This window comes from Saccharothrix coeruleofusca, assembly GCF_014648515.1.
GTDB lineage: Bacteria > Actinomycetota > Actinomycetes > Mycobacteriales > Pseudonocardiaceae > Actinosynnema > Actinosynnema coeruleofuscum.
In genome coordinates this window covers 53,390-54,149 of record NZ_BMRG01000022.1, presented here as the reverse complement: position 1 = coordinate 54,149, position 760 = coordinate 53,390, and the positions used below count along the sequence as shown (strand labels likewise).

The window sequence follows — 760 nt, the reverse complement described above, 5'->3', positions numbered from 1 at the left end:
ACGGCCCGCTCTCCACGGCCACCTCGCGCAGCCGCTCGATCCCGCGCACGGCCTCCAGGTGGACCACGGCGGCGGCGGTGAGGACCAGGAAGCGCGTCAGGTCCGCGCCGGTCACCCCGGTGAACGCGACGCTGGTGGCGATCACGGCCAGCGCCGCGACGTCGACCAGCAGCACATAGGCCAGGACGGGCCGGGGTAGCCCCCACAGTCGCCACCGGAAAGGGGGAACCAGGCGCAGTCGGTGCTCGTGTATTCGCCCTTGCGGTGACTCCGCGTTCACACTCATGGGGAATCCCACGCTCTCTACTGGCTGCACTTCCTCGTATCCCTGCACCGTAACCAGAGAACTACCCCTCGTCACGAGACCGTCCGGGTGGGAGCGACCACCCACGAATCCCAGGAGCACCCCATGATCACGCGCGGCAACGAGTGGACCAGCCGAGGCAACGAGTGGACCTTCCGCGGCAACGAGTGGGGGGCGCGCGGCAACGAGTGGACCCTGCGCGGCAACGAGTGGACCTGCCGGGGCAACGAGTGGCCCGCCCGGCGTTGACCCCTCCGGACCGCTCCGCCGGTGACATCACGACGTCACCGGCGGGGCGTCCGCGCCCGCTCGCCGCCAAGCCGCTCCGGCGGCCACGGCGGTCACGGCGCCCAGAACGCCCGCTCCGGCGATGACCAGCGAGGCGGGCACGGCCGTGGCCGCCAGACCCGCCAGCATGATCCCGCCGCCCTGCGCGGTCCGCAGCGCGGTGACCGC

The 760-nt window shown here is 72.4% G+C and carries 1 protein-coding gene and 1 pseudogene; one reads left to right on the top strand and one right to left on the bottom strand.

Features of this window, described 5'->3' with window-relative positions:
- Positions 1–409 precede the first annotated feature (409 nt).
- Positions 410–553 (top strand): hypothetical protein, encoded by a 144-nt coding sequence (locus IEZ00_RS32295; RefSeq protein WP_189227168.1) that lies wholly within the window; start codon positions 410–412, stop codon positions 551–553.
- 27 nt (positions 554–580) lie between these two features.
- On the opposite strand, the pseudogene IEZ00_RS37440 reads toward IEZ00_RS32295, so the two are convergent.
- Positions 581–760 (bottom strand): annotated as a pseudogene (locus IEZ00_RS37440) (MFS transporter); the annotation flags it as partial.

Bases quoted from the DNA above. Each gene is read 5' to 3' on its own strand.
- IEZ00_RS32295 (WP_189227168.1), top strand. From the start codon at position 410: ATGATCACGCGCGGCAACGAGTGGACCAGCCGAGGCAACGAGTGGACC.